Source organism: Acinetobacter gyllenbergii CIP 110306 = MTCC 11365, assembly GCF_000413855.1.
Lineage (GTDB): Bacteria > Pseudomonadota > Gammaproteobacteria > Pseudomonadales > Moraxellaceae > Acinetobacter > Acinetobacter gyllenbergii.
The window spans coordinates 1-22,383 of the sequence record NZ_ATGG01000016.1 but is presented as its reverse complement, the minus strand read 5'-3'; the positions used below and the strand labels follow the sequence as shown (position 1 = coordinate 22,383).

Genomic DNA, 22,383 nt, shown 5'->3' with positions numbered 1-22,383 from the left:
TAATTCAAAACATCGAGTGAATATCTGTTCGATATTTCTCTTGAAATTCTATATTTCAATTTATAAAGATAATGATTTAGGGTCGATAAATGGCGCATCGTATTTATTTATATAATGTTGATCACGATAAACAAAATACTTATTCGGGATATTTAGGCGAGTGGAATTATGAAATTCCACAGCTGTTACTTCCTCTATTTTTTATACAGCCAACACGCAAAGGGCATTTACTTTACTTTGATCGTTTGGGGGGTATTGCTTATTTACAACGGTTCTATGATTTGTTGAATGCAACCTATCAATTGGATGGTCAAGCTGATTTTGTTGAGGCTCAGCAGACGATGTTTGAGCTCTTGCAAAACTTACCTTATGAACAGTTTGAAATGGATGCAACTGATGTTTTTAACATGAATGAGGACAGCCATCGTCAACAAGCTCAGGACTGGCTAGAGGAAATAGTAGAAAAAAAATTCTTGTATGACCAAGCGATCACATTAAGGGATTTATCTGTTTTAAATCCGATATTGGCCAGAAGTGGTTATGAAAGCTTTCTTGAGATTTTACAGACAGATTGGATTCAGTGGGGGCTTGGTTATTGGGAAGCATGGCTTTACCGAGACGCAACCGAAAGTTTTGAAAAAAACGGTCTGTGGGGGTTAAAGAATCGTAAAGGAGAGACGGTTGTTACACCACAATTTAGTCAGATTTCAGCATTTAATCAGGACGGAATTGCCGTATTTACCTGCAATGAAAAAAAGGGTTACATCAATCATTACGGGAAGATTTTAGTTGAAGCTCAATTTTCTGAAGCCTATGAAAGTTTCCAAATTGAAGAACAAAATTATGCCGTAGTACATCCACAACACGCGCCTGAGCGGCAAGGGGTCATTTGTCTCGATAACGGGGAATGGAAGATCCCAGCTTGTTATGATGCTATTGAGCAACTACTTTATTCTGATACTTTTAATATTCTACATCAGGCTAAATATCAACTTTTTAATCTTCAGCATCAACTGGTTATTACAGAATCTTCGGGTAGTCCCTTTGAGCAACATTATTTAAATGAACAGCACAAGCTTTATTCTTATGAGCTAGTAGGAACAACAAAGAGACGGTATTTTCTGAGCGATGGAACTTACTTAGGCGAGTTTCTTGAAGATGTACTACAACCACTCAGTCATGGTTATTTATGGATTAATCCGAATAAGTTTCAACGCAAGATCTCGATATTAAAACCGAATGCTGAATTACTGATTGATGAGGTCGATCAACTCAAAGATTGGTCTGCCTATGGCTATACCAGCTTTGCTTATCGAAAACAAAAGAAATGGTATGTATATCAAACTGAAACCCATGAGTTTTTGCTGCAACAGGGAGTGGATAAACTAATAGAAGGTAATTATCTAAATGATCTTAATGATATTTACCCATTTGAAGATGCTGGGAAATATGGATTGTTTGATGCAGCTCAGCAAAAATGGTTAATTCCTCTTTCTCATCAGTTTGAACGTATAGAGCATGTCAGTCATGGTTTCTTTCAGTGTGTGGCGGCAACTGGACGCTCTTATTATGATGCTCAGACAAAGTATTTAAGTGAACATTTTGATTACATTGCGCCTGCGATTCTCCGTTATGACCTTGGATTAGGGCAATTGACATTATTTAAAGGGTTGGAATTATTCTTTATTAATCAGCAACGCCAACTGGAAAAAGCAGAACCAGATCAAGTCGGTCAATTTTATTTGCAGCGTTTTAATTTCCAAGCTAAGGATTTCAAATTTTTCGAGCAATTTTATTTACGCTGGAAGACTGCCCAAGGCGATATTTATTTTGACCAACTCAAAGCCAAGACTTTGTTGAAAATAGCCCAATCTTTTGAAGAACATGATGATATTGCCCAAGCCATACAATATTATCAGGCTGCTGTAGATCAGGGTGATTGTGAGAGTATGGTGGCATTAGGCCTGATGTATGATAACGGTGAAAGCGTCGAGCAAGATTATACGCGAGCGTTGAACTATTATCAGCAAGCAGCGCATCTGGGCAATGCTTGGGGATGGAATAATTTAGGCTGCATGTATCTGAAAGGGCATGGTGTAGATCAGAATATTCAACAAGCCATTGACTGTTTTAAACAGAGTATACAGTTAGGAAATGGCCAAGCCTGCAAAAATTTAGCAGGACTGTATTATGATGGTGTTGAGGTTGAACAAGATCTTGAAGCCGCGCAAGACTATTACCAACGTGCCGAGAAACAATTGTATTTCTGTGGGGAGCAACTCGCTGATCTTTATTATAGAAAGGCGGCCTATGACCAACTGGCTAAATTGATCAAACGAGATAAAACTGATGCTTATACTGCAATCTATTATGGGTTGATGTATGAGGCAGGACATCAGTTTAAACAGAATATTAAAAAGGCAATTCAGTATTTTGAAAAAGCATTAGATTATGCTGATTATCATTATGTATTGAAGCAGTTGCTTTTTTATTATGGAGAGTCAGAGCAATTTAAAAATCCTGCAAAGTATAAGCATTGGAAAAATTATATTGACAGCAATGAAATACAATTGAGCTAATTGTGTCCTGATTCAATAGGGTATGATCATCATAGGAATACCAGAAATAAAAAAGCTGAATCAAATGATTCAGCTTTTTTATGGGCAGATGAACAATTATTTTTCAATAATCGCTGTTACACCTTGACCACCAGCAGCACAGATCGAAACAAGAATACGACCTGAACCTTTTTCATTTAAGATTTTCGCAGCAGTCGCGATGATACGACCACCTGTAGCAGCGAATGGGTGACCTGCAGCTAAAGAAGAACCTTTAATGTTCAGCTTGTTACGATCAATTGAACCTAAAGGTGCATCTAGGCCTAAACGCTCTTTACAGAATTTCTCGTCTTCCCATGCTTTCAAGGTAGAAAGAACTTGTGATGCAAATGCTTCGTGGATTTCATAGTAGTCGAAATCTTGAAGTTTAAGACCAGCACGCTCAAGCATACGTGGAACTGCATAAGCAGGCGCCATCAATAAGCCTTCTTTCTTACCAACAAAATCAACCGCAGCAGTTTCAGAGAAAGTTAGGTAAGCAAGGACTTCGTGACCATTTGCTTTCGCCCATTCTTCAGACGCTAAAAGTACACATGACGCACCATCAGTCAATGGGGTAGAGTTACCCGCTGTCATGGTTGCAGCTTCGCCTTTACCAAATGCAGGTTTTAATTTTGCTAATTTCTCAGCTGTAGAGTCAGCACGTAAGTTGTTGTCACGGCTTAAACCCAAGAATGGCGTGATTAAGTCATCGAAGAAACCTTCTTCGTATGCTTTTGCCATTTTTTGGTGAGAAGAAGCAGCAAGAATATCTTGCTCTTCACGTGGAATACCCCATTCAAGCGCAGTGATTGCTTGATGGTCACCCATTGATAAACCTGTACGTGGTTCACCATTCTTAGGTGCATCCATAAGATCTTTTACATTGATTTTCGCTAACGCTTTTAAGCGGTCTTTACCAGTTTTAGCAATGTTAAGTTCAAGTAGAGCTTTACGTAAGCCATCACCGAAAGCGATTGGTGCGTCAGAAGTCGTGTCAACACCACCAGCAACACCCACTTCGATTTGACCTAAAGCGATTTTGTTTGCAACGAGGAATGCTGCTTGTAAACCAGTACCACATGCTTGTTGAATATCATATGCAGGTGTTTCTGGTGCAAGTTGCGTATTTAAAACACATTCACGTGTCATGTTGAAATCACGGCTGTGCTTTAATACTGCACCCGCAACCACTTCACCTAGGCGTTGACCTTGTAGGTTGAAGCGCTCAACCAAACCGTTTAACGCAGCTGTAAACATGTCGATGTTAGAAGCTGTGAAATAAGCGCCGTTAGAGCGAGCGAAAGGAATACGGTTACCGCCGATAATGGCAACACGGCGCACAGTGTTTTGGCTCATGGTTTTATCCTGTTGAACAGAAGGTTTGGTTGTTTTAGCTGTAGCTGCTTTGGTCGTTGTAGACGCAGCAGCACTTTTTGTCGTACTCGCACTACGTGTTGTAGAGCGAGCACGCGTTGTTTTTGGTGTCGTCGTTGCCGCTTTCGGAGTTGTGCTTGCAGTTTTACGTGAAGTTGAAGCTGCTTTTGATGTATTTGACACAGTCTCTTGAGCGGAAGTCTCGACTGCTGGATTTTCTTGAGTTGTTTTGCTCATAAGGCTTTTCCAAGCATAATTGCGATATTCTTGCTACAAACATACCATATTTCCGATAGTGCTGTATTGACTAGAATGACGCTTGAGACCACATTCAGGTCAAGACATCTAGACATGAACTCAAGTATGATTTGCTATGAGTCAATCAGACATTGATTTCATGCCATATCCCAACATGATTCATGTGTTTGTAACAAATTCATTTGTATGAGAGATAATAACCATGACTGATCAGTACCAAGCATTTACACAATCACCTTTAGGTAAGTTTGTCGTAAAAAACCTAGGTTTACCATCACCAGTAGCACTAGATCGTTTTGAAAGTGCTCAACCAGTTGTAAATGGTGCAGTATTGCTTGGCGCAGCACCATCTAGTACGATTTCTGCTGCGATTGCTCAAGTTTTGAGTAATATTCATGCAGATAGCTATGTCGGTAATAATGTTGAATTACAACAAACGGCTGCAAAGGTCGGTTTAAATCTTCGTCCTCTTAATGCCGATGACAAAGAATCTAAATTTAAAGCGGTTGTATTTGATGCATCTGGTATTCAAGATTCAGAACAATTAAAAGCGTTATACGACTTCTTCAATCCAATCGCGCGTCAAATCTCAAGTTCAGGCCGTGTGATCGTGATTGGTACCACACCTGAAACTGCCAAAACAGTCAAACAAGCGATTGCACAACGTGCACTTGAAGGCTTTATCAAGTCGGTTGGTAAAGAATTCAAAAAAGGTATTACTGCACAAGTGGTTTATGTAGACCAAGGCGCAGAAGCAAACCTTGAATCGACTTTACGGTTCTTGATTTCACCGCGTTCTGCCTATGTCTCTGGTCAAGTGATCCGTGTGTCTAAAGCAGATGTGGTTGATTTAGATTGGGCGAAGCCACTTGCGGGTAAAACAGCATTAGTGACTGGTGCGAGTCGTGGTATTGGTGAAGCGATTGCGCATGTATTGGCGCGTGATGGTGCGCATGTTATTTGTTTAGATGTTCCGCAACAACAAGCCGATCTTGAGCGTGTTGCTGGTTCAATTGGTGGTTCAGTATTGGCAATCGATATCACTGCTGCCGATGCAGGTGAGAAAATCAAAACTGCTGCTGCAAAACAAGGCGGTTTAGACGTGATCGTGCATAATGCAGGGATTACCCGTGACAAAACTTTGGCAAATATGAAGCCAGAGCTTTGGGATCTTGTAATTAACATTAACCTGTCTGCAATCGAGCGTGTTAACGATTACTTACTCTCTCATGATGGTTTAAATGCAAATGGTCGTATCGTTTGTGTATCATCAATCAGTGGTATCGCAGGTAACCTTGGTCAAACTAACTATGCTGTGTCAAAAGCAGGTGTCATTGGTTTGGTTAAATTTACTGCGCCGACATTGAAGAATGGGATTACCATTAATGCGGTTGCACCAGGTTTTATCGAAACACAAATGACTGCCGCGATTCCATTCGCGATTCGTGAAGCAGGTCGTCGTATGAACTCGATGAACCAAGGTGGTTTACCTGTAGATGTGGCTGAAGCAATTGCTTGGTATGCATCAACAGGTTCAACTGGTGTGACTGGTAACGTTGTTCGTGTCTGCGGTCAAAGCTTGTTAGGTGCGTAAGAACTTAAAGCTATAAAATCTCCCCTAACCCCTCTTTAAAAAGAGGGGAATTCCTGAAAATTAAAACCTGTATAATTTGTGGAAGCTCCCTCCTTTATAAAAGGAGGGTTGGGGAGGATTCCTAAAATATTGAAAGGTTTATTATGAATACACGTCATTTTAGTCAGTTGCCAAAACCTTATTTAGCTTATCCAAAAGTCATTCAAGGTCTGATTTTTAAAAAGCCAAAGGGCGAAAAGGTATTGCCACAGGTTGAATATGTGGTGGATACACTTAAAATTGATGCCAAGCATTTAGAAAGCTATAACGAGATTTGTGGTTTTAAAAATGATGGTTTCGTGCCAGCAATCTATTTGGCAGTTTTGTCGCAAAGTCTGCAAATGCACATGATGACCAGTGAAGCATTTCCATTCCCAATCTTAGGATTGGTGCATATTCGTAACCAAATCAAGCAAACTCGAAAAATTGCTGTGAATGAGCAAATCACTTTATCGTGCAAGTTTGGCGAGCTAAAACCACATGACAAAGGTTTGCAGTTTGATTTCATCACGACTGCAAAAGTCGGTGGTGAAGTGGTGATGGAAAGTTTAACCACTTATTTATCACGCCAAAAAACAGAGAAAAAAGCGACTGAAAAAGCCAAAGAAGTGAAAGAACCTGCTTACCAGCCCCAAGCAGAATGGAATATTTCTGAAAATACAGGCCGTCGTTATGCCGTGATTTCGGGTGACTTTAACTTGATTCATATCCATGCTGTGACTGCAAAAGCGTTTGGCTTTAAACAGGCGATTGCACATGGGATGTGGAGTAAAGCTAAAGCTTTGGCAAGTATTGAGTTGCCAGCGGCTTATGAGGCCGATGTTTGGTTCAAGTTACCGATGTTCTTACCTTCTACAGTAGAGTTTTTAACTGCAGCTGAGCCAAAACAGACCGACTTCTTAATTCGTAATGTGAAATCGAAAAAGCCACATGTTGCGGGTACAGTAAAAGCCCTTTAATACCATCATCTAGTGCAAATGATCCCTGTTGTTCACAACAGGGAGATTATAAAAAACATAAATATCATAAGGAATTGAGCTGTGATTAAAGAAATACTATTTGCCGATACGCACCATTATCATGGCAGTGTTGATGAACGCTTTATTGATTTAGCAAGCCAATTTAGTCGCTTGCAAGATGCGCGTAGCCAGCAAGGTGGTGCGGCATTGGTGGTGTATTTCCAAGGTCAAAAAGTGGTTGATATTTTCACAGGTAAGAAATCTCAACAAGAAGATTGGCAATCCGATACTTTAGCGATGTGCTACTCAACCGGAAAAGGTATTCTGGCAACACTTGCCCATATATTGGTCAGTGAAGGGGTGCTGGATTATGAACAGCCGATTGCCTATTACTGGCCTGAGTTTGCTCAGAATGGCAAAGCCAATATTACGCTACGTCATGTCCTGTCTCATCAAAGTGGTCTATTTGATATTCGCAATAGCATTGAAACTGCAACAGAAATGCTGGACTGGTCACATATGTTGGAGGTTATGGCAGCAGCGACACCACGTTTTGCAGCAGGACAAAGTTTTGCTTATCAGCCTTTGACCTATGGTTGGATTTTGGGTGGTGTGATCGAGAAAGCAGCTAAACAACCCTTAAGTTGGCTAATGCAACGTTATCTGGTGCAACCGCTTGAGCTGGATGGTGCGTATTTTGGTACACCAGCTTCAGAATTGGGTCGAGTGGCTCGTTTATTGGAAAAACCAAAAGCACCATCAACAAGTGCGCCACAAAGCAAGAAAAACAATGCCCCACGTAAAGCATCTTTATCAGAAAGATTATTAGAGCTTTCAGGTCAAAACCCACAAGATTTTCAGGATGCCATGATCCCTAAAGGCATGCGCAATTTTAGTTTCTACAGTGATGAAGGATTGCAAGCTGTCATTCCTGCGGCCAATGGCGTATTTACTGCGGATAGTTTGGCAAAAGTCTATGCCATGCTGGCCAATCAAGGACAATGGCAAGGGCAGCAACTGATTCGTCCAGAGGTATTTAAGCAACTTAGTACCGTACAAAGTAAAGCGCGTGATCGCGTAATGCCGATTCCAATGCATTGGCGTTTGGGATATCACCGCATTCTCACCATGGGCAAACGTGCGCCACATGGCTTTGGACATGTGGGCTTTAATGGTTCAGGTGCGTGGTGTGATTATGATCGTGAACTAAGTTTTGCTTATACGCATAACTTTAACGTAACCTCGGCAACAGGGGATTATCGTCTATGGGGCTTGAGCCAAGAAACGCTACGCTGTGCAGATGAACGATTAACAGGTCGCAAAGGCTGGTTCTAATTGGACTTTGCTTGATAGGGCGGAATATGATAAATCACGGCATCATATTTCTTTTCAGTTTTATGTGCAGCAACTGTTCCACCTAAAAATTCAGCCAGTTTACGGCTCGGCTGATTTTCGATGGCAACAGGATATAAGAAATATTGCGCGGAGAGATGCAAAGAAGCCCATTTGAATACTTCAAACAAGGCTTCTTTAGCAAAGCCTTGTTGATGGTAATCTTCTCGAATCCATAATCCTAATTCGGGTGTTGGGTTATCTAAATGATGTACGCCAATTAAGCCAATAAAGACCTGATCTTGTTTATTCCGTAACACAAAATGGCGATCTGTATGGTTGGTTTCGGCGATCAGCCATGTTTGCCCAATCTGTTCGAGTTCAGTAAAGCTCTGCGCAGGTTCCCATGCCATATAACGTGTTAAAGTTGTTGTTACACAAGGATAGATGTCAATCAGATCATCCATTTTAAATCGGTATAAATCGAGTCTTGATGTGTGTAGTGCTGGTTGCATCATTTATTACTCATTTTACTTTTTAAATAGTTCGGCTTGAATAATGGCTTCGGTATGACGCTTAAAATCAGTCTCATTCAACCCCAGCAAACCTAATTTATAAATACCTTCAAGACCGCAAACAAATGCAATGAGCCGCCATGCAATGTCATGGCTATTCGTATCAAATTGAAACTCGCCGTGTGCTTGGCCTTCATCAATCATACGGACAATGGAGTGGTGCCAATCCTGCATGGCGATATTATAAGCCAGTTTGATTTCTTGATCTTGGTCGATTAAAACTTCTGCTTCGTTCCAAAGGCGTAAATAGGGTTGGATTTGTTCAATATTCTCACACCCAAGAAATAATGAGAGACGTTGTAGGTAATTGGCAGTCTGGACCTGATTTTCAATTTCGTCCAATTGCTGCATCAGTTTAATGAAAGCTTCAGCTTTGAGATGTGAGCTAGAGGCAAAGTGATGATGTACTTGCCCTGTTGAGGTTTGGGCTTCAGTGGCGATACGGCGAACCGTCATCGCAGAAAAACCTTCGTTTAAGGCAACCTGCATGGCGGCTTGCAAAATCATTTCACGGCGTTGTTCACGGTTCAAATAAGCCATTCTTTCTCTAGCACCTATCAGCATATACAAATCAGAAACAAACTCACTTAAATCCAAAAGTTGGACAAGTGTTCAATTTTGGTTATAATAACGCCAATTTGAACAGTTGTCCAATTTAGAGGCATTTATGTCACGCAAGTGGTTAATTCTTGCAATTGTTGTATTGATCTATATTCCTGTCGCGATTGATGCAACCATTTTACACGTGGCGACACCTACTTTAAGCGAGTCGCTTTCTTCTTCAGCCAATGAGCTGCTATGGATTATTGATATTTATTCATTGGTCATGGCCGGGCTGATTTTACCGATGGGTGCCTTAGGTGATCGTATCGGTTATAAACGTCTCATGATCATTGGTGCGGTGTTATTTGGTCTTGCCTCATTGGCAGCCGCATTCTCACCAACAGCATTGGTATTGATTGCTTCGCGTGCTTTATTGGCGGTAGGTGGAGCAATGATTCTGCCTGCAACCTTATCGGCAGTTCGCAATACCTTTCTGGATGAAAAACAACGCAACTTTGCTTTAGGGATCTGGGCAACAGTCGGTGGCGGTGGTGCAGCTTTTGGTCCCTTACTCGGTGGCTTTTTGCTTGAGCATTTCCACTGGGGCTCAGTCTTCCTGATTAATGTGCCTATCATGATCACCGTGGTGGTATTGGCAGCATTTTTGATTCCAAAACAAACAGGTCAGCCAAAACAGAATCTCAATTTGTTACAAGCATTGGTCTTAGTGATCGCCATCCTGAGTATGATCTATGCAGTGAAATCGGTGATGCATGGCTTTACTGTGTGGTCGATTTTAATTTTTGCCGTTGGTTTTAGTTTGTTGGTTGGCTTTATTCGTCAGCAGTTAACATCAAAATCACCAATGATTGATATTCAATTGTTCAAACACCCCGTTATTGCGACTGGTGTGGTCATGGCAATTGTATCAATGATGGCTTTGGTAGGATTTGAGCTGTTGGTTTCGCAAGAGCTGCAATTTGTGTATCAGCTTTCGCCATTGGCTGCTGGGGCATTTATTTTACCGTTCATGATTGCGATTAGTTTAGGTGGTCCAATTGCCAGTCTGTTGGTGAACCGTTTTGGTCTACGTTCTGTGGCTTCACTGGGTATGCTGATGAGTGCGATCAGTCTGTGGGGCTTGGCCAATACCGACTTTATGCAAGCACAAATCCACGCATGGGCATGGATGGTGTTATTAGGTTTGAGTGTGGAAATTGCCTTACTTTCTTCAACTTCAGCAATTATGTCCTCTGTTCCACCAAGTAAAGCGACAGCTGCGGGTGCGATTGAAGGGATGGCATATGAGTTAGGTGCAGGTTTGGGCATTGCATTTTTTGGTCTGATGCTCTCATGGTTCTATGCCAACTCGATTGTGATTCCAAGTGATGTACCGAATAACATGCTGCAACAGGCGAGTAGTTCAATTGGAGAGGCGATTCAAGCGGCGAAACAATTACAGCCAACGCTTGCTGAACATTTGATTCAAGCAGCGAAACAGGCTTTTAGCCAATCGCATCGTTCCGTATTGAATGTGGCTGCATTATTGTTCTTGATTCTGTCGATTTTTATTTGGTTTGCTTTACCAAAAAGAGTCACCGTGGTTGAGGAATAATGATTGACCCTGATCTAAATTAAGTTTAGGTCAGGGTGTTTGTTAAGGCGCACTTATTCCAAACTGACGTAAGATCTTACACAGTTGAATCATGGGTAAGCCCATCAAGGTGGTTTGATCATCACCAACCATTTTTTCAAATAAGCTAATCCCCAAGCTTTCACATTTAAAGCTGCCCGCACAATGCAAGGGTTGATCAATTGCAATATAACGCTCAATTTCAGCCAATGTCAGCTGACGAAATTTGACTTGGTAATGCTCAACCAGTGTGGTTTCAAAGCCAGATTGCAAATGTTGAACACTGAGTGCGGTACTAAAAAATACGGTTTGACTCGAATTGGCTTGTAATTGCTGAATAGCATTTTCAAGGCTTAAAGGTTTACCAATAAAATCATAGGGGGCATGTTCACGCCAAGCCACTTGGTCTGAACCAATCACAATCGCATCAGGATGTTGTTGCGCAATGACACGGGCTTTTTCATAGGCCAGTCGCTTGGCTAAATCATCGGCATGTACTTCACCATCTGCTGACTCATCAATATCAGGTGAAATACAGCGATAATCGAGCCTTAAACGATCCATCAGATCTTTACGGGTTTGACTGCTTGAAGCCAAAATTAGTTCAGGTTGGTACATTAGACCGCGTATTCCACAAGAATATTCAAAGGAACATAATGTAGAACGGCATTGTGGCAAGCATTCAATTTAATCGGTGGCGCTTGTCCCGCCTGATAAGCCTCAACCCAACGGGTCACACAGATACACCAGAAATCACCTGGTTTAAGCCCTGGAAAGCCCACTTCAGGTAAGGGGGTGATCAGGTCATTGCCGACTTTTTGTGAGAAATTTAAAAACTCAGAAGTCATTTGCGCGCACATGGTGTGCTGACCAAGATCGGAGACCGCCGTGTGACAAAAACCATTACGAAAATACCCTGTGATTGGGTCATAACAACAGCTGGCTAAAGGTTCGCCAAGGACGTTTAAACGATTAATTTTAGGATCTGGATGAATAGACATAATAATATAAAAATTTAGTGATCCCGATTATCATAATCAAATCTGAAGCTTTCGGCAGCTTTTCTGCAAAAAAACTCACCTTTATTTCAGAGAATCATTTAAAATTACGCCGTTTTTAAAATCAACTAGAGAGCCATCCATGAATTTTCAGCGCATGACTGATCTTGATTTAGCAGGTAAACGTGTCCTTATTCGTGAAGACTTAAACGTTCCTGTAAAAAATGGGGAAATTACCAGTGATGCACGTTTACGTGCAGCATTGCCTACAATTAAAGCGGCTTTAGAAAAAGGCGCGGCAGTGATGGTATTTTCTCATTTGGGTCGTCCTGTAGAAGGTGAGCCAAAGCCAGAACAATCACTTGCACCTGTAGCTGCTTATTTAAGTAAAGCATTAGGTCAAGATGTAAAATTATTCACAGATTATTTAGATGGCGTTGAAGTTGCTGCGGGTCAAGTGGTTTTACTTGAAAACGTTCGTTTCAACCATGGTGAAAAGAAAAATAACCAAGAACTTGCAAAAAAATATGCAGCTTTATGTGATGTATTCGTGATGGATGCATTTGGTACGGCGCATCGTGCAGAAGCTTCAACTGAAGGCGCAGCACGTTTTGCACCAATTGCAGCAGCAGGTCCTTTATTGGCTGCTGAGCTAGATGCACTTGGTCGTGCAATGCAAACCCCAGAAAAACCAATGGTTGCGATTGTTGCAGGTTCTAAAGTATCAACTAAACTTGACGTCTTAAATTCATTGTCTAGCATCTGTGATCAACTCATTGTTGGTGGTGGTATTGCCAATACTTTCCTTGCAGCAGCAGGTTATAACGTTGGTAAATCACTCTATGAAGCTGATTTGGTCGAAACGGCAAAACAAATTGCTGCAAAAGTAAGTGTTCCATTGCCAACAGATGTTGTGGTTGCTGATGCAAGCCAAATCAACTTTGAAGACTTCTTGGGTTCATTGGCAAACGCTCAAGCTGTGGTGAAAAACGTTGCTGATGTAACTGATACCGATATGATCTTGGATGTTGGTCCTGAAACTGCCAAAGCATTTGCAGAGATCTTAAAAACGTCAAAAACCATTCTTTGGAATGGCCCAGTGGGTGTATTTGAGGTAGATCAATTCGGTGAAGGGACTAAAACACTTTCATTGGCAATTGCTGAATCTGCTGGTTTCTCAATTGCGGGTGGTGGTGATACGCTTGCTGCGATTGATAAATATCAAGTTGCTGATCAAATTGGTTATATCTCAACAGGTGGTGGTGCATTCTTGGAGTTCGTAGAAGGCAAAACTTTACCTGCTGTTGCAGTTCTTCTTGAGCGTGCATAATCAAGTTTCAATGAATTGATTAGTCAAAAGATATTTCAAAAAGAGTCGATGTTTATCGGCTCTTTTTACTTTTGTACAACGTTGTCGTCATCAAAATGTCATATATCTGAAATATGCTTGTCATAAGTTAACCAAGTAACTGTGGAAAGCCGTGATGAAATTTAAATTAACCCTTGCCGCTCTTATTATTGCTCCAATTATGCTGACTGCATGTGCAAAGAAAGAAGAAGTGAAAAATGCTGAACAGCAAGATCAAGCAGCTTCTGCTGTAACAACACAAACGACTCCAGAGCAACAAGCTGCAATTGATGCGATTGATAAACCGAATTTAGATGAAAACAATACTGATGTTGCAGAGCAAGGTGCAGCATCTGAAGTCGCTGCGAGCGAAGCGCACTAAGTGACAAAGCACAAAAAAGCTGATGTATCTACATCGGCTTTTTTGTGTTTACGCGTTGGCTTTACAGTAGAAAGTCAAGGTCGTTTGATAATCATCATCTTTTGCTAAAGAGGCATTTTTACCAGTAATCGTACCAATTACGCCTGCTGCTGCCTCAACCATTTTACCTGTTTGTTCATCGACAACACCTTTTAATACCCCTTGGTATGCAGTTTTTTCATCTACAACGACTGGGGAGGTGTTACGGGTACAGGTTTTCTGAGCAGCAGTAACTGCATTATTTTTCGCAATTAAGCTGGTTTTACCAATACCAGTCACTTCATATTGATTATTTTCTTTCTGGATCGCCAATGTGTTAGTTGGTGTTGATGCACACGCTGTTAAACCAAGGGTTAAACCACCCAGTAAACTCATGATGAAAGTTTTTTTCATGTTTTTCTCAAGTTGCTGTTTAATTGTATTATTTGAACACAGAAATTCTGAGCGCTTTTGCAGGTTCTGTACAGTTTATGCAGGGACTCTGTTAATTTTTTCAGATGAATGATGGATTTAGCATTAATAGTATTTTCAATTTAGCTACCAAAATCCATAAATACACTTGATACAAGCACGAAGAAAGCATAGTGGAAATCATTCAGATTATGCTAATCTAGCGCCATCCTTGTGTTAGTTAGATTCATTTCAATGACGGACTCAAATATAGAGACAATTCATCAAAATATTCATCAACGTCAATCTATTGGACAACTTATTGAGCCAGCGCCAAATACAGAACAACTCGAAAAAGCAGTGCAGGCAGCACTGACTGCGCCTGATCATCATCGTTTGAAACCAACCCGTTTCGTGATTATTACACCTGAACAGCGTGCGGCTTTTGGTGAGCATTTAGCTAAAGCTTTGGCTGACTTGGGTGAAGTTGATCCAGCGCAGCTTGATCGAGTTAAACAGCATCCTTTCCGTGCACCATTATTGGTTTTAGCTTTAACAACGATTCAAGATCATCCTAAGGTTCCGCATTTTGAACAGATCTTAAGTACGGGTGCGGCAATTCAAAACTTCTTGCTGTCATTACAAGCACAAGGTTTTGCAACAATGTGGCGTTCTGGTGCTGTGGTTGAATCGAATTGGCTAAAACAGCAGTTAGGTTTGAAACAACAGGATTTAATTTCAGGGATTATTTATATTGGTACGGCAGCTAAAGCGATTGCACCAAGAGCAGAAATAAGTAGCCAAGATTTTGTAAAAGAATGGCAAGCGAGCTAAGCTTTTTCAGCCATTTATTAAAGAAAGAAATTCGTTTCAGGATAAAAAATGTCAGAGTTAAATTTTAGCGATTTGGTCGAGCCAGTTGCCGTAGATCAGAAAACAGCATTAAGAATTACCGTCTTAGGTGGTGGTAGTTTTGGTACGGCCATGGCAAATTTAGCGACCAGAAATGGCTGCGATACCATGATTTGGATTCGTGACGCTGCTGTTGCCGAAGAAATTAATCAAACGCATATCAATAAACGTTATTTACCTGATTATCCATTGGAACAGGGGTTACGTGCGGTTGCCGATTTAGAGCTTGCTGTGCGTGATCGTGACATTATTCTGGTTGCGATTCCAAGTCATTCATTCCGTGATGTATTAAAACAAATTGCACCGTTTATTAGCTCACAAGCAGTCGTTTCATTGACTAAAGGGATTGAAGCAAAAACCTTTAGTTTTATGAGTGATATCATTCGCACTGAATTACCAGAAGTGCCTTATGGGGTACTATCAGGTCCAAACCTTGCCAAAGAAATCATGGCAGGCATGCCATCTGGGACGGTGATTGCCAGTGAGTCGGAGTTAGTCCGTTATGCCGTTCAACACGCGCTGCACAGTGCATTATTCCGCGTATTTGGTAGTGATGATGTACATGGTGTTGAATTGGGTGGTGCATTAAAAAATATTTATGCAGTTGCCATGGGTATGGGCGGTGCGTATAAGATTGGTGAAAATACCAAGAGCATGATTTTGACCCGTGCTTTGGCAGAAATGAGCCGTTTTGCGGTGAAGCAGGGGGCTAATCCTTTGACTTTCCTCGGTCTGTCTGGTGTCGGTGATTTATTTGCCACCTGTAACAGCCCACTAAGTCGTAATTATCAAATTGGTTTTGCGTTAGGCTCTGGGAAAACCCTAGATCAAGCGACCAAAGAGCTTGGTCAGACGGCAGAAGGGATTAATACCATTGTTCAGGTGCGAACCAAAGCCGAAGAACTGGATGTGTATATGCCGATTACCAATGCATTGTATGATGTGATTTTTGAAGGTGCACCGCCAATGACCATTGCATTGTCTTTGATGAAAAATGGGCATCGCAGTGATGTGGAATTTGTTTTACCGCATCAAGAAGTCTAATCAAAAAACTGTCATCAATCTTGGTTATGATATAGGAATAAAAAATAAGGTCGTTTTATGCAGTTAACTTTAGTTCGTCACGGTGAAGCATCTCCAGCTATTAATGGAAATGATATGCAGCGTCCATTAACAGTGCGTGGACATCAACAAGCTGAGCAAACAGGACACTTCTTAATGGATGTGATTCAACCTGAAATCTTTGTGGTGAGTCCTCTATTACGTGCTCAGGAAACTTTGGCTCACATCAAAGCACATTTTCACGGTATTCCTGTGCTAATTTGCGATAAGATTAAACCCGATGATGATGCCAAAGATGCAATCGAATGGTTGTCAAAATTACCCTATGAGTCAATTGCAGTGGTTTGTCATATGAATGTTGTGGCGCATATTGCAGAACAATTGACTCATGAAAATTTTAATCCATTTGCATTGGCCGAAGCACGTATTTATGATCAAGCGGTGATTGCGAATGGCTTATCGACGCAAAAGAATCGTTTTACACCAACATTATAATTTTATCTATCCTCAATAGGATAAGGGTACTGAACACCGATGCTGTATTTATGGATGCCCGAAACCAATGGAACATGGTATTGGTCGGCAGGGGAAAATTGGTTGCAGGCACAAAGTCTTGAACAGTTGATTCAGGACTTGCAAGAGCATCATGGAAAAGAGGCTGTGGTTTATTTTCCAAGCCGAAATGCACAATTATTACAACAACCTATGACCAAAGTGCATTACAAACAATTGGGACAGGAAGGTGTTAAATACCTCTTGGAAGAGTTTGTGACCCTGCCAATTGATCAAATGAAAGTGGTTCATCATTTTCAAAATGATCAGCTTAACATCTTGGGTGTCGCACAATATTCGATTGAAACATGGCAACATGCACTCAGTCTTTTGCCGATCCAGATAACAGCATTCTTACCTGACTTTTTGATTGCACCTGAGCCAGAGCAGGATCAAGTAGTACTGCTCAATCTTTATGATCATTTATTGGTGAGAGAAAATGTCTGGTCAGGAAACTCGGTGGATGACCTCGCCTTATATCTTGAGTTTCAAACTGCAGAAACACAATATAAATTTGCGAATTTAAATGTAGGGCAGTTAGAAAGTTTGGCGACGGCATCGAGCAAAGATCAGCGTACTGAATTCAGTTATCAATTCGCGCCGTTATTAAGACCGAAACAGCATCCTTTTAATGTTTTACCCAAAGCAAAAAATGCAGAAACGCAATGGTCAGGTTATTGGAAGGCTGCTGCAGTCGTATTATTGGCCGTGATTATCGTACAACTGGGGTATGACGCTCTACGTTGGTCAAAGCTGAAAAAAGTGGCTGATCAAACTGCAACTCAAGCGATTGAGCAATATAAAGCTTGGTTTGGTGAAAATATACGAGTGACTGAGCAAAACCTGAAAAGCTCGTTTGAAGCGCAACTGCGGATGAGTCAGTTAGGTGATACACAAGCACTTTCATTATTAAGCCGTGTCGGTCCAATCTTGATGCAAAAACAAATTGTTGCGCAACAGGTGAGTTATGATGCTTCGACTTTGGCAATGTCACTTAAAGCAAAATCTGCAGACGATTTACAAGGATTAACGCAACAATTAAACCAACAGGGTTTCCAAGCCGAGCTCGGTAATGTGCAGGCGGATAGTGTTGGGGCGATCGGGGTGGTGAAAGTAAAATAATGAAAGCATTTACTCGATTACAAAACAGCTTCGATCAGAAAGTTGAAGCATTAAATGAATATCTACAAAGTTTATCTGTTCGAGAACGGGTAATGGTAATTTTTACCACAATTTTTGTGATTGTTGCTGTCATTGGCTTTTCTTTGTGGCAAATGCATGCCTTGGCAGATAAGCAACAGAAGCGTTTAAACGATTTAAAAGATATTACCGTGTGGATGCAGAGTAATGCGGCGACCATGAAACCTGCTGGCGATTCAGGTTTAACTGTAGCGGATAAAATTCAACGTACTGCACAACAACAAGGTTTGGCTGTGTCTTCGCAACAAAATGGAGAACAAATCCAGCTGGTGGCTGAACATCAAAACTATGCGGTATTGGCTAACTTTTTGATGCAACTGTCACAAGCAGGCATCAGTATTCAAAAAATGGATATGGTGTCTAATAATAATCAGATTAAATTAACGGCAACAGTACAATAGTATTTATCTGTGTTTTGGTTATGCGCTAAATTTTTAGTTGATCATTTTAGATGTCTGATATTAATGTTTGAGTTGGGGCGATTGATTTTATCAAATTGACGCCCTTTTTTATTTTAATTGTTGAATTATTTTGTTTTTAATTATTTTTTTATTTTTATTTTTCTTAATTGTTTTTCGTTAAAACAAACCTAATGAATAAGCAATATTAATTGCTTTTGAGCGACTGTCTACAGAAAGTTTTCCATAAATATTACGCAAGTGAGATTCAATGGTGTAACGTGATAATCTAAGTGAGTTTGCAATATCTTGATTATTTAAGCCTTGTGTTACAAGTTCTAAAATTTCTAACTCTCTAGCAGAAAGAGTTTCCGTCATATTTGATCTTGTAGGTGAGGGTTTAATTTCTGTTGATAAAATCATTTGAATTAAAAAGGGATCGATTGGTAGTCCCCCTTTTAAAATTTGTTTAATCGACATTAGCACTTCGAAATCATCACGCTCTTTAAGCAGGTAACCTGTTGCACCAGCTTGTATTGCCTTTAAAACAGCCTCTTTCGTGTTCAATGCTGAGATAACTAAAATTGGAATAGTGGTGTTCTTTTGTCTTAATTTTTTTATTAATTTCGTTCCATCTCCATCGGATAAACTTAAATTGACTAATGCAAAAGAGATATTTTGATTTTGTGCAATTAATAAGGAGTGATGGAGGCTTTCTGAAAAAATCAAATCATTATTTTTATAATTAAGCTCTGTTAATATGTTTTTTAATCGTTTTTTAATTATTTTATCGTCTTCAGCAATTAATACCGGTGCAGACGGTATAAAACTGGAAGCGTGTGTCTCTAAGGAGTTTTCTATTGCCCTTGCTTGTGAGATCATAATATTTTCTTTTTTTAAAAATAATTATGATTATAAGCGTGAAATATTTATTTTCTATCATTATTGTTAAATAATTTTAAGTGTTTAGATTCTTTAAATAGTTTTTAAAAAATATCTTTATAATTTTAGAATTAGGCCTAATTAATATTAAGCCTGTTTTGAATATGACCGTCATATGCTTATTAGCAGATTTTAGCGACTGTTGCACTCTAAAGCGGCTGATCATTTACATAGAGCATAATTTTGAGACCAGTTGGAACGCCCCATGTGGTACAAGCATCACCACAGACACATTAACTGGCACTTACGGGAGTACTAAGTAATAGCGATACTTACACAAACATTTCCAAAGATAGGAAAGTCAAAGCATACATCTCCATGGCGATAAGAAGTATGGATACATGCGCTGGGGCCTAATGCCGCTACATTTGTACTACGCAGTTGGTTTTGTACTGACTCAATCGTATTCGTTGATTTAATAGCAGATCATTGTTATTTATCGCTACCTTCACCATTAAAGCCAACTTTTGTATAGTCTGGTACTACTTGTAGGGCACATTGACATCCGCTCAAGATTTTTACTTCCTTTAATATTTATAAAAGTGATCGCTCATACTTAGATGGTTTTTCCAAAATTCGCCCCATTTTTTGTGGTTTCTGGTGTCCACAACAAATCCTAATGCGACCAGATGAGATCGCATTAAGATTGAAAATCGATGTCTTTAAATTGTTTTATTGGCGAGAAGGGTAGATACCTTCTAAACTGATGATGTAGTACAAAGCCAAATAAGGATTGGTAATATCAACAGGTTGGTTAGCCCCTGTGAATGATGTGGTTTGTTGTGGTAGGGAGACTTGAGCTGTTCCAGCGACTGTCTTCATATTCACCAATGAGTTTGTACTTTGAGTAAAAGTGTCATATACACTCCCTGTACTTGAATCATTGGCATTTGCCCAAACAGCATTGCTTGGATCACTGCTGCTTCCACCGAGTCCGCTTGCTTGTGGTGTTAAGGATACTGTCGAATTAATATTTTGAGCTGCAATAAGGTGATTATGTGCAGGCAAATTATTGAGGGTTAGAGTCGTGGTTTGACTACCAGCTGTTTGGCCAATTTGAAAATTACTATTTACTCCAAGTGCGAAACGACCACCTAGGTTTGGTAGGGCGAAATTGCTCACCCCATTCCCCCCATAAGTCGTACCTAATAAGCTAAATAGCGCTTGATTTTGAGCAATTGGTAATAGTTGTCCATTACATGCAGCCCATCCTCTTGGGACGAAGTTGTATGGAACGAGTATAATTTCACCAAGATATGGGTCGGCGCTCATATTTCTCCCCTTTTAGTTTTTAAGACATGTTGTTGATGTTTTTGTAGTTTTAATTTAATGGCATTCTTCTAGGGTGAATATCCCCAAAACATCGTATTTTATTTGAATGCACTTATATTTTCGGTTGATTGATTTTCTGTAGCTGTAGATCGTTTCTATGCTTAGATTTAATCGTAGTGAAATGTCTGTACTACAAAGATCTTGAGCTAAGAGCTGAGCAATAGTGTGTTCTCTTGGTGAGAGGGTAGTTAGAAATTCAGAATAGTAGGGGGAAAACTGAATTAAACTGGCGCGATGGTGGATATTAAGCTTTTGATAAATATTTTCTTGATGCGTGGTAACGGTTCGTTCACTGATATGAATTTTTTTCGCTATTTCTTTAATACGATAGCCATGTACCAACATTTAAAAAAATCTGGCATTCGCGTTTGCTTAATTGACTTGTAGTTTCCATTTTGAATCCTTTTTATCTATCGTTGTTAAAAAAAAGTTGCTCCGTAGCGTTGAGTTATTAAAGATAAATTAAGATGTTTTGACATCATTGAAATTTGTTATTTAGACGATTTTTTTGAAGTTTTTTTAATTTTTCTACCAAATTTCAATGATTCATTTGTGCGAAAAATGTTCTCTAATTTATGTGGTTATATTCACAAAATGAAGGGAATAATATGAATACTATCTTTAAAAAAATTTGGAGTAGATCTCTAGGGTGTGTGGTTGTTGTTTCTGAAAATGCAACCAGTGAACATAAAACAAGTCGAATAGGTCATGTAAGAAAAGATTCTCAAACTTTCAAAAATGATAAACCTCAAGAAACATTGCGCTTAAAACCAATTGTTATTGCTCTAGGGGTTTGCATATCAACGTTAATAACTCAGCAGGTTTTTGCGGAACAAGTGATCACATGTGGCGCAAAAGGTGCAAATACTAATCCAGGGATTGCTGCTACAACGCACGGAAATTCTATTGTGAGTCAGCAATATTGGGGAGCCATCAATTGTTATAACAATTCACCAATTTCTGACGACAAAATAGTAAATGATGATTTTGATGTCACAGTCAATGCCGATACGCTAAAAGTTGGAGCAGGAGGTATTACTTCTAAAGGTTCTTTAAGTGGATCGGCGGGTAACGGAACGATTTCTTTTAATAATAATAAAATTACAAATTTAACAAATGGAACGTCTGCAAATGATGCGGTTAACTTCGGGCAATTAAATTCGCTAGCAAGTGTTTTTGGAGGAGGCGCTGGTTTTAATAATGGCGTTTTTTCAGGACCAACATATACGATTCAAGGGTCTAATTATAGCAATATTGGGAGTGCTTTTACTGCAGTCAATACGAAGTTGACTAGTTTACAAAGTCAGATTGATGCAATACCGACTGGGGCTGGTGCAGATGGTAAAAGTGCTTATGAATTAGCAGTCGCTGGTGGATATGTCGGTACCCAAAGCCAATGGCTAACCTCACTTAAAGGCGATAAGGGAGATAAAGGTGACAAGGGTGATAAAGGAGATGTCGGAGCTCAAGGTGCACAGGGTGTAAAAGGTGATACTGGTGCTACAGGAGCACAAGGTGTCCAAGGAGACAAAGGTGACAAAGGAGATGTCGGAGCTCAAGGTGCACAGGGTGTAAAAGGCGATACTGGTGCTACAGGGGCGCAGGGTGTAAAAGGTGATACTGGTGCAACAGGAGCACAAGGTGATAAAGGTGATAAAGGTGATAAAGGGGATGTCGGAGTTCAAGGTGCACAGGGTGTAAAAGGCGATACTGGTGCTACAGGGGCGCAAGGTGTCCAAGGAGATAAAGGCGATAAGGGTGATAAAGGAGATATCGGAGCGGCAGGTGCTCAAGGCGCACAGGGCGTAAAAGGTGATACTGGTGCTACAGGAGCACAAGGTGTCCAAGGAGACAAAGGCGATAAGGGTGATAAAGGAGATATCGGAGCGACAGGAGCTCAAGGTGCACAGGGTGTAAAAGG

Annotated in this window: 22 protein-coding genes; 13 read left to right on the top strand and 9 right to left on the bottom strand. The window is 40.3% G+C overall.

The annotated features are described in order from the left end of the window. Positions 1 to 89: 89 nt before the first annotated feature. Positions 90 to 2,579 (top strand): SEL1-like repeat protein, encoded by a 2,490-nt coding sequence (locus F957_RS10275; protein ID WP_016541133.1) that lies wholly within the window; start codon positions 90 to 92, stop codon positions 2,577 to 2,579. 96 nt (positions 2,580 to 2,675) lie between these two features. Here the strand turns inward: F957_RS10275 and F957_RS10280 are convergent, their stop codons facing one another. After that, positions 2,676 to 4,211, bottom strand: coding sequence for an acetyl-CoA C-acetyltransferase (locus F957_RS10280; protein ID WP_016541134.1), 1,536 nt, complete (start codon positions 4,209 to 4,211; stop codon positions 2,676 to 2,678). Positions 4,212 to 4,434: 223 nt separating this feature from the next. Between F957_RS10280 and F957_RS10285 the strand changes: the two genes are divergently transcribed. The 3 genes from F957_RS10285 (at position 4,435) to F957_RS10295 (ending at position 8,159) form a co-directional block, all read left to right on the top strand. Beyond that, the gene (locus F957_RS10285; protein WP_005316327.1) at positions 4,435 to 5,826 is read left to right on the top strand and encodes a 3-oxoacyl-ACP reductase; all 1,392 of its coding nucleotides are present in this window, start codon (positions 4,435 to 4,437) and stop codon (positions 5,824 to 5,826) included. A gap of 143 nt (positions 5,827 to 5,969) precedes the next feature. Then, the gene (locus tag F957_RS10290; RefSeq protein ID WP_016541135.1) at positions 5,970 to 6,824 is read left to right on the top strand and encodes a MaoC family dehydratase; all 855 of its coding nucleotides are present in this window, start codon (positions 5,970 to 5,972) and stop codon (positions 6,822 to 6,824) included. Between the two features lie 81 nt (positions 6,825 to 6,905). Continuing rightward, on the top strand, positions 6,906 to 8,159 hold the full coding sequence (locus F957_RS10295; RefSeq protein WP_016541136.1) for a serine hydrolase domain-containing protein: 1,254 nt from the start codon (positions 6,906 to 6,908) through the stop codon (positions 8,157 to 8,159). On the opposite strand, the gene F957_RS10300 is transcribed toward F957_RS10295, so the two are convergent. Next, entirely contained in the window at positions 8,156 to 8,674 is a 519-nt protein-coding gene (locus tag F957_RS10300) for a GNAT family N-acetyltransferase (RefSeq protein ID WP_016541137.1), read from the bottom strand. The two genes, F957_RS10295 and F957_RS10300, sit on opposite strands and share 4 nt — an antisense overlap. Before the next feature lie 12 nt (positions 8,675 to 8,686). Continuing rightward, positions 8,687 to 9,271, bottom strand: coding sequence for a TetR family transcriptional regulator (locus F957_RS10305; protein WP_016541138.1), 585 nt, complete (start codon positions 9,269 to 9,271; stop codon positions 8,687 to 8,689). A gap of 127 nt (positions 9,272 to 9,398) precedes the next feature. Here F957_RS10305 and F957_RS10310 point away from each other — a divergent pair, with 127 nt between their 5' ends. Further along, a complete protein-coding gene (locus F957_RS10310; protein ID WP_016541139.1) occupies positions 9,399 to 10,889 on the top strand; it encodes an MFS transporter in 1,491 nt (496 codons plus the stop codon). Between the two features lie 42 nt (positions 10,890 to 10,931). On the opposite strand, the gene F957_RS10315 is transcribed toward F957_RS10310, so the two are convergent. Both F957_RS10315 and F957_RS10320 read right to left on the bottom strand, forming a co-directional pair. After that, positions 10,932 to 11,525, bottom strand: coding sequence for a Maf family protein (locus F957_RS10315; protein ID WP_016541140.1), 594 nt, complete (start codon positions 11,523 to 11,525; stop codon positions 10,932 to 10,934). Continuing rightward, a complete protein-coding gene (locus tag F957_RS10320; RefSeq protein ID WP_016660352.1) occupies positions 11,525 to 11,908 on the bottom strand; it encodes a DUF2237 family protein in 384 nt (127 codons plus the stop codon). The genes F957_RS10315 and F957_RS10320 overlap by 1 nt, the downstream gene beginning before the upstream one ends. A 139-nt stretch (positions 11,909 to 12,047) precedes the next feature. Between F957_RS10320 and F957_RS10325 the strand changes: the two genes are divergently transcribed. After that, positions 12,048 to 13,235 (top strand): phosphoglycerate kinase, encoded by a 1,188-nt coding sequence (locus tag F957_RS10325; RefSeq protein WP_016541142.1) that lies wholly within the window; start codon positions 12,048 to 12,050, stop codon positions 13,233 to 13,235. 154 nt (positions 13,236 to 13,389) lie between these two features. After that, the gene (locus F957_RS10330) at positions 13,390 to 13,635 is read left to right on the top strand and encodes a hypothetical protein (protein ID WP_016541143.1); all 246 of its coding nucleotides are present in this window, start codon (positions 13,390 to 13,392) and stop codon (positions 13,633 to 13,635) included. A gap of 48 nt (positions 13,636 to 13,683) precedes the next feature. On the opposite strand, the gene F957_RS10335 is transcribed toward F957_RS10330, so the two are convergent. Next, positions 13,684 to 14,067, bottom strand: coding sequence for a hypothetical protein (locus tag F957_RS10335; RefSeq protein ID WP_016541144.1), 384 nt, complete (start codon positions 14,065 to 14,067; stop codon positions 13,684 to 13,686). 252 nt (positions 14,068 to 14,319) lie between these two features. Between F957_RS10335 and F957_RS10340 the strand changes: the two genes are divergently transcribed. Genes F957_RS10340 through gspM form a run of 5 tightly spaced genes read left to right on the top strand, consistent with a single transcriptional unit; the run spans position 14,320 to position 18,191 of the window. After that, entirely contained in the window at positions 14,320 to 14,898 is a 579-nt protein-coding gene (locus tag F957_RS10340; RefSeq protein WP_016541145.1) for a nitroreductase family protein, read from the top strand. A 48-nt stretch (positions 14,899 to 14,946) separates the two neighbouring features. Further along, positions 14,947 to 16,020 carry an NAD(P)H-dependent glycerol-3-phosphate dehydrogenase gene (locus F957_RS10345; RefSeq protein WP_016541146.1) on the top strand — a complete coding sequence of 358 codons (1,074 nt, stop codon included), beginning with the start codon at positions 14,947 to 14,949 and terminating at the stop codon, positions 16,018 to 16,020. A 57-nt stretch (positions 16,021 to 16,077) separates the two neighbouring features. After that, positions 16,078 to 16,533, top strand: a complete 456-nt coding sequence (locus F957_RS10350; protein ID WP_016541147.1) for a SixA phosphatase family protein — start codon at positions 16,078 to 16,080, stop codon at positions 16,531 to 16,533. Between the two features lie 39 nt (positions 16,534 to 16,572). Then, on the top strand, positions 16,573 to 17,712 hold the full coding sequence (gspL, locus tag F957_RS10355; RefSeq protein WP_016541148.1) for a type II secretion system protein GspL: 1,140 nt from the start codon (positions 16,573 to 16,575) through the stop codon (positions 17,710 to 17,712). Further along, entirely contained in the window at positions 17,712 to 18,191 is a 480-nt protein-coding gene (gspM, locus tag F957_RS10360; protein WP_016541149.1) for a type II secretion system protein GspM, read from the top strand. Before gspL ends, gspM begins: the two co-directional genes overlap by 1 nt. 177 nt (positions 18,192 to 18,368) lie before the next feature. Here gspM and F957_RS10365 read toward each other — a convergent pair whose 3' ends face one another. The 3 genes from F957_RS10365 to F957_RS21130 form a co-directional block, all read right to left on the bottom strand. Next, positions 18,369 to 19,070, bottom strand: coding sequence for a response regulator transcription factor (locus tag F957_RS10365; RefSeq protein ID WP_016541150.1), 702 nt, complete (start codon positions 19,068 to 19,070; stop codon positions 18,369 to 18,371). Between the two features lie 732 nt (positions 19,071 to 19,802). Beyond that, positions 19,803 to 20,402: a phage tail protein gene (locus F957_RS10370; RefSeq protein ID WP_016541151.1), complete on the bottom strand. Its 600-nt coding sequence runs from the start codon at positions 20,400 to 20,402 to the stop codon at positions 19,803 to 19,805. A 54-nt stretch (positions 20,403 to 20,456) separates the two neighbouring features. After that, positions 20,457 to 20,807 (bottom strand): LuxR C-terminal-related transcriptional regulator, encoded by a 351-nt coding sequence (locus F957_RS21130; RefSeq protein WP_081401620.1) that lies wholly within the window; start codon positions 20,805 to 20,807, stop codon positions 20,457 to 20,459. 263 nt (positions 20,808 to 21,070) lie between these two features. On the opposite strand from F957_RS21130, the gene F957_RS20960 reads away from it, so the two are divergent. Continuing rightward, a partial coding sequence (locus F957_RS20960; RefSeq protein WP_016660351.1) for an ESPR domain-containing protein occupies positions 21,071 to 22,383 on the top strand: 1,313 nt, incomplete at its 3' end.